Annotated in this window: 2 protein-coding genes and 3 pseudogenes; all 5 read left to right on the forward strand. The window is 32.6% G+C overall.

Features of this window, described 5'->3' with window-relative positions; genetic code table 11:
* A partial coding sequence (locus tag AC1RYN_RS16985; protein WP_481807882.1) for a DUF7507 domain-containing protein occupies positions 1-1,195 on the forward strand: 1,195 nt, incomplete at its 5' end.
* Between the two features lie 144 nt (positions 1,196-1,339).
* Positions 1,340-2,253 (forward strand): annotated as a pseudogene (locus tag AC1RYN_RS16990) (PorP/SprF family type IX secretion system membrane protein).
* Positions 2,254-2,263: 10 nt separating this feature from the next.
* A pseudogene (locus tag AC1RYN_RS16995) lies at positions 2,264-4,201 on the forward strand (OmpA family protein).
* A 252-nt stretch (positions 4,202-4,453) separates the two neighbouring features.
* Positions 4,454-4,879, forward strand: coding sequence for a CBS domain-containing protein (locus AC1RYN_RS17000; protein ID WP_481807883.1), 426 nt, complete (start codon positions 4,454-4,456; stop codon positions 4,877-4,879).
* A gap of 158 nt (positions 4,880-5,037) precedes the next feature.
* Positions 5,038-7,330 (forward strand): annotated as a pseudogene (locus tag AC1RYN_RS17005) (NADP-dependent malic enzyme).
* Positions 7,331-7,412: the final 82 nt, after the last annotated feature.

A 7,412-nucleotide genomic window follows, 5' to 3' on the forward strand; every position in this document is an offset into this window, starting at 1 on the left:
AGAAAAACCAGTAATAAATGCTGTAACAGAAACTACTGATTTGATTAATGGAATAACAGGGGGAACTACTCAGCCGCTAACATCAAATGATACATTAAATGGAGATAAAGTAGTAATAGGAACAAATCCTGGAAATGTAATTTTGACGCCGAAAAGCGTACCAACAGGATTAACATTAAATCCTGACGGAACAGTGACAGTAGCTCCAAATACGCCAGCAGGAAATTATAATGTAGAATATCAAATATGCGAAGTAACAAATCAAGGAAATTGCGATACTGTAATTTCAGTAGTTGTTGTAGGTGCAGCAGTGATAGATGCAGTAGATGATGATGTGATTTTTGCAGATGGTATTAACGGATCATTAGAAGTAATCAATGTATTAGATAATGATAGGCTGAATGGAGGTAAAATAATTAACCCAGCGGTTGTTACTCTAAAAAGTTTAACAGTTTTATCTGGAATAACATTAAATGTTGATGGTACAATAGATGTAGCACCAAATACACCGGGAGGAGTTTATACACTAACATATGAAATTTGTGATGTGATAAATAGATCAAACTGTATTACAGCTAAGGTTACAATCTTTGTAGAAGTTCCATCAATTGCAGTGGTAAAAACAGCAGTGTTTAATGATGAAAATAAAAGCGGTTATGCTAATGCAGGAGAAACGATAACGTATAAATTTAAAATTACGAATACAGGAAATACACCTCTTTTAAATGTTATCATAGACGATCAGCTCCCAGGGCTTGTTATGTCAGGAGGGCCGATAACATTAGGAGTAAATGAAGTAGACGAAAATTCTTTTACAGGTACATATGTTATCAAACAATCGGATATTAATTTTGGGAAAATTACTAATCAGGCAACAGTATTTGGAACAAGTGCAAATGGAATCACAGTTCAGGATATATCAGATAATCTAAGTGAAGTAGATGACAATCCAACAGTTTCTCCAATAGAAGGATGTGTAATAAAAGTATTCAATGCGATATCACCAAATGGAGATTCTCAAAATGAGCGCTTCTATATTCAAGGACTAGAATGTTATCCAAACAATACAGTAGAGATATACAATAGATGGGGAGTATTAGTTTTCGAACGTGAAGGATACAATAATGAAGACAGAGCATTCAAAGGATTTTCGGAAGGACGTACAACAGTTCAAAAATCAGAAGGCTGCCAGTAGGAACGTATTATTATGTTCTAAAATATAAGGATAGCGAATCTAATGCACATCAAAAAGCAGGATATTTATATATTAATAAATAATAGTAAAAACAAATAACAGGCTTAGCGATAAAAAGCTAAGCCGTTCTTAAAAGAAAAATAAATGAGAAAATTAGTTTTAGTTTTTATGTTTTTTTCCGCTGTGGGATATGCACAACAAGATGCTCAATTTACACAATACATGTACAACACCATAAATATCAACCCAGCATATGCAGGGTCACGAGGAGCTCTAAGTATTTTTGGTTTATACCGTACTCAATGGGTCGGACTTGATGGTGCCCCAGAGACAAGTAGTTTTTCGGTAAATACACCAATTAACAACAGTAATTTAGGTTTAGGAGTATCATTGGTTAATGACAAAATTGGTCCAACTAACGAAAATAATTTTTCTGTAGACCTATCCTATACAATACCTACTTCACCAGACTTTAAACTTTCATTTGGTATTAAAGCCACAGGGAATTTATTCAATTTAGATGTCAATAAATTAAATCCAGCCGATCAAGGTGATCCGCAATTTCAGAATCTAGATAACGTCTTTAAACCAAATATCGGAGCTGGAGTTTATTTTCATTCAGATAAAGCATACATCGGTTTGTCTGTACCAAATTTTATCGAAACCAATCGTTACAATGATAATGACATTGCAATTTACAAGGATAAAATAAACTATTATTTAATGGCAGGATATGTATTTGATTTGGATTATTACCAAGACATTAAGTTTAAACCAGCTTTATTGACTAAAATGGTAGAAGGTGCACCTCTACAAGTAGATGTATCTGCCAATTTTATGTTTGTTAACAAATTTGTAGTTGGAGTAGCTTACAGATGGAGCGCAGCATTAAGTGCTATGGTAGGTTTTCAGGTTAGCGATGGATTATATATAGGATATGCCTATGACCGATGAAACAACCAAATTGAACAATTATAATTCAGGGTCGCATGAGATATTCTTGCGATTATGAATTCTTCAATAACTATAGTCAAATAACATCACCAAGTTTCTTCTAAATCCCCAAAGATGAAAGTTAAATATATAATTTATACCATTTTTTTAGTGCTGATTGCGCTAAAAGGAAATGCACAGACAGGAATAGAGAAGAAAGCAGATAAAGATTATGCTCAATATGCATATATCGATGCAATTGCAACTTATGAAAGAGTAGCCGAAAAAGGATACAAAGACGAGAAAATGTTCCAGAAATTAGGGAACGCTTACTACTTTAATGGAGAACTAATCAAAGCAGCCAAATGGTATGATGCTCTTTTTGCTATGAATACAGAGCAAGAGCCAGAGTATTATTACCGTTATGCGCAAACTTTAAAAGCTACAGGAGATTATGCTAAAGCAGATAAAACTTTGGAAGCTTTTAATAAAAAAATAAGTACAGATAAAAGAGGGATATTGTTTGAAAATAATAAGAACTATCTTGAACAAATAAAAGCCAATTCAGGTCGATTCGAAATAGCTGATGCTGGAATCAATTCAACGCAAACAGATTACGGAAGCGCTTATTACGACAATAAAATCGTATTTGGATCAGCTAGAGATACAGGAGGAGTAGTTCGAAATACATTTAAATGGACAAATAAAACATTTACAAACTTATACTCAGCTGAATTAAAATCAGATGGAACAGTTGGTAAGCCAGAACGATTCGAAAAGAAAATCAATTCTAAATTTAATGAATCGACGCCAGTTTTTACAAAGGATGGGAAAACAATGTATTTCACAAGAAACAATTTTCTAGATGGTAAAAGAGGGAGAGATGAACAAAAAAACACACTGTTAAAACTCTATAAAGCTGATTTTACTAATGGTAAATGGACAAATGTAACCGAATTACCATTCAATAGTAATCAATATAGTACAGCGCATCCAGCATTAAGTAAAGATGAAAAGAAACTCTATTTTGCATCCGATATGCCAGGAACTTTAGGGCAATCTGATTTGTATAGTGTAACTATTAACAGTGATGGGAGTTTTGGGAAACCAGAAAATTTAGGATCAGCAATTAATACTGAAGGAAGAGAAACTTTTCCGTTTATCTCAGCAGATAATGAGCTCTATTTTGCCAGTGATGGACGACCAGGATTGGGAGGACTAGATGTGTTTGTATCTAAAATTAGTAATGATGTAACTTTTTCAGCAATACAGAATCTTGGAGCCCAATAAATAGCAAACAAGATGATTTTGCTTTTATCATTGATAACGAAAAAAGAAATGGATTTTTCTCATCTAATAGAGAAGGAGGAAATGGAAACGATGATATCTATCGATTTACCGAAATCAGAAAATTGCTTTGTGAGCAGGTATTAAAAGGAATAGTCTCCGATTTTGAAACTAACAAAATAGTAAATAATGCTAAAGTAATCTTGTTCGACGAAAAGTTTAAAGTAATAGGTGAAGTAGTGACAGGAGCAGATGGGAGCTATACATTTAATGTAGATTGTGGCAAAAAGTACCATATAAGAGCTAGTAAGCAAGATTACGAAACCAAGGAGCTTACAGTTGCAATAAAAACGGTAACAGGAGAAACTAATGTATCAGTATCTTTAGAAAAAAGAATTAAACCAATAGGTGTAGGAACTGATTTAGCAAAGACGCTTGATATTCCGATTATCTATTTCGATTTAGATAAATCATAACATCCGTAAAGAAGCAGCTTTAGATCTAGAGAAAATTTTAGAGTAATGAAGCAATATCCAACTATGAAACTCGATATTCGTTCACATACTGATAGCCGACAAACGGCCAAATATAATATGGCATTATCAGATAGAAGAGCAAAATCAACATAAAATGGTTAATAAAAAATGGCGTCGATCCAAATAGAGTAACTGGTAAAGGACATGGCGAAAGTCAATTGTAAACGATTGTTCTGATGGTGTACCATGTACAGAAGCTGAACATCAAATGAACAGACGAAGCGAATTTATTATCGTTTCGATGGAATAATATATTAGTACATCTAATAAATACCACTATTTACAAACAATGCTTTTTCTTAATTAAGAAAAAGCATTGTTTGTTTTATGTCAATGTGTTTTTCTATTAATAAATATTTAATAAATGCATTATAAAAACAAAATAAACACTTTGTTTTATTGGTTTTTATGGTAAATTGAATGATTTTTTGAGTTAAATTTGAAAATAATGTTATTTGTAACCTGTTTTTTTTTAAATTTATAGTTATTAAAAATATCAGATATGACTGTTAATCAAATACTAAGCACGAAAGGAAAAGAAGTTTACTCAGTACTTTCATCAACCACCGTTTACGAAGCTTTAAAAGTAATGGGTGAGAAAAATATTGGTGCCATCTTAGTTATAGATGGAACAGAGTTAAAAGGTATATTATCGGAGAGAGATTATGCACGAAAAATTGTGCTGAAAGACAAATCTTCAAAAGAGACTTTTGTTCATGAAATTATGGAAAGTAATGTTATTACAATAAGCTTATCCGATAGTTTAGATTCATGTATGGAATTAATGAGCAGCAAAAGAATAAGGCATTTGCCAGTAGTGGATAATAGTATTGTAGTCGGAATTATTTCTATAAGTGATGTTGTGAAATCAATAATAGAAATTCAAAAAGACACCATTAATCATCTAAATTCTTATATATCACAGTAAAAAAATGAACTAAATGCATATTGAAAAATAACCCAAAATTAATCGGGTTATTTTTTTAAAATTATAATCAAATATCATTTTAAATAAAAGAATAGTAAAAAGCTTCCTTTTTAAGCCAAGTCTTATATCTTTGTAAACTAGAATAAAATCTAAAAACAATGAATAAAGATAGTAAAAGAAGCGAGGCGTTATTGTATCATTCAAAGCCTACTCCAGGAAAAATTCAAGTAGTTCCAACCAAAAAATATGCAACCCAAAGAGATTTGTCTTTGGCGTATTCACCAGGTGTTGCCGAACCGTGTTTAGAAATTGCAAGAGATGTAAATGAAGTATATAAATACACTGCAAAAGGGAATCTTGTTGCTGTAATAACTAATGGAACTGCGGTTTTAGGTTTGGGAGATATTGGTCCTGAAGCATCAAAACCTGTAATGGAGGGGAAAGGATTGTTATTTAAAATATTTTCAGATATCGATGTTTTTGACATTGAAATTGGAACAAAAGATATTGAAGAATTCATTCAAACAGTAAAGAATATTGCACCAACATTTGGTGGAATTAATCTGGAAGATATTAAGGCACCAGAATCTTTCGAAATAGAAAGAAGGTTAGTAGAGGAGCTTAATATTCCAGTGATGCACGATGATCAGCATGGAACAGCAATTATATCTTCAGCAGCTTTAATAAATGCATTAGAACTAGCAAATAAAAAAGCAGAAGATGTAAAAATGGTAGTTTCTGGAGCTGGATCAGCAGCTTTGGCTTGTGCTGATTTGTATGTTCTATTAGGAGTGAAAGTAGAGAATATTTTAATGTACAATAGTAAAGGGCTTTTAACAAAAAATAACCCTGCATTATCTGCTTTACAATTAAAATATGCTAAAGATATTGAACCAATTGGTTTAGAAGAGGCCTTAAAAGGAGCAGATATATTCCTTGGATTATCATCAGGAGATATCATGTCAGCGGAGATGTTGTTAGGAATGGCAGAAAATCCTATTGTTTTTGCAATGGCAAATCCAGATCCAGAAATCAATTATAACTTAGCGATTGCAACTCGTAAAGATGTTATTATGGCTACTGGTCGTTCTGATTATCCTAACCAAGTTAATAATGTATTAGGATTTCCTTATATTTTTAGAGGAGCGCTGGATGTGAGAGCTACTAAAATTAACGAAGCTATGAAAATGGCTGCTGTTAGAGCTCTAGCTTCATTGGCAAAAGAATCAGTTCCAGAACAAGTAAATGTTGCTTATGGAGCTACTAAATTAGGATTTGGAAGAGAGTATATAATTCCAAAACCATTTGATCCAAGATTAATTACTGTAGTTGCACCGGCGGTAGCCAAAGCAGCAATGGAATCAGGAGTAGCTTTAAATCCAATAACAGATTGGGAAAAGTATGAGGAAGAACTTTTAGCTCGTTTAGGAAACGATAATAAAATGGTTCGTTTGATTACAAACAGAGCAAAAATGGATCCAAAAAGAATCGTTTTTGCCGAAGCAGATCATTTGAATGTATTAAAAGCAGCTCAAATAGTATACGAAGAAGGTATTGGTTTTCCAATATTATTAGGAAATAAAGAAATCATTCTAGAGCTTAAAGCAGAATTAGGCTTTGATGCAGATGTAGAAATTATTGATCCTAAAACAAAAGATCAAGAAGAAAGAAGAAATCAATTTGCATCATCTTATTGGTCAACAAGAGAGAGACGTGGAATATCTTTGCTAGATGCTCAAAAATTAATGCGCGAAAGAAACTATTTTGCTGCAATGATGGTAAATGAGGGAGAAGCAGATGCATTAGTAACTGGACATTCAAGAAGTTATCCATCGGTTGTAAAACCAATGTTGCAACTTATAGAAAAAGCACCAGGAGCTTCACTTGTTGCTACGGCAAACATGATGATGACAAATAGAGGACCAATGTTTTTATCAGATACTGCAATTAATATAAATCCATCTGCAGATGATTTAGCAAAAATTGCTATTATGACGGCAAAAACGGCAAAAATGTTTGGTGTAGAGCCAGTAATTGCAATGGTTTCATATTCTAACTTTGGATCTTCAACAAACCCAGGAGCGTCAAAAGTAAAGAGAAGCAGTTGCTTATTTGCATAAAAATCATCCAGAATTAGTTATAGATGGAGAAATTCAAGCAGATTTTGCTTTGAATCCTGAAATGCTACAAGAAAAATTCCCTTTCTCTAAATTAGCAGGTAAAAAAGTAAATACACTTATTTTTCCTAATTTAGAATCAGCAAACATTACTTATAAATTATTGAAAGAGCTTAATAAAGTAGATTCAATAGGTCCAATAATGTTAGGAATGGGTAAACCAGTTCATATTTTTCAATTGGGAGCAAGTGTAGAAGAGATGGTAAATATGTCGGCTATCGCAGTTATAGACGCCCAAGAAAAAGAGATTAAAAAGAATAATTTAATTAAATAATAAGGTGTAAATAAGTATTGTTTATAGTTGTCGTATTTTTACAGGTGCTGCCTCCCTAACAACAGGAGCATGTATTAACCTT

This window comes from Flavobacterium sp. TC780, assembly GCF_056783245.1.

What these genes read in the sequence shown, in the direction of transcription:
- AC1RYN_RS17000 (WP_481807883.1), top strand. Translation starts at nt 4,454, where the DNA reads ATGACTGTTAATCAAATACTAAGCACGAAAGGAAAAGAAGTTTACTCA.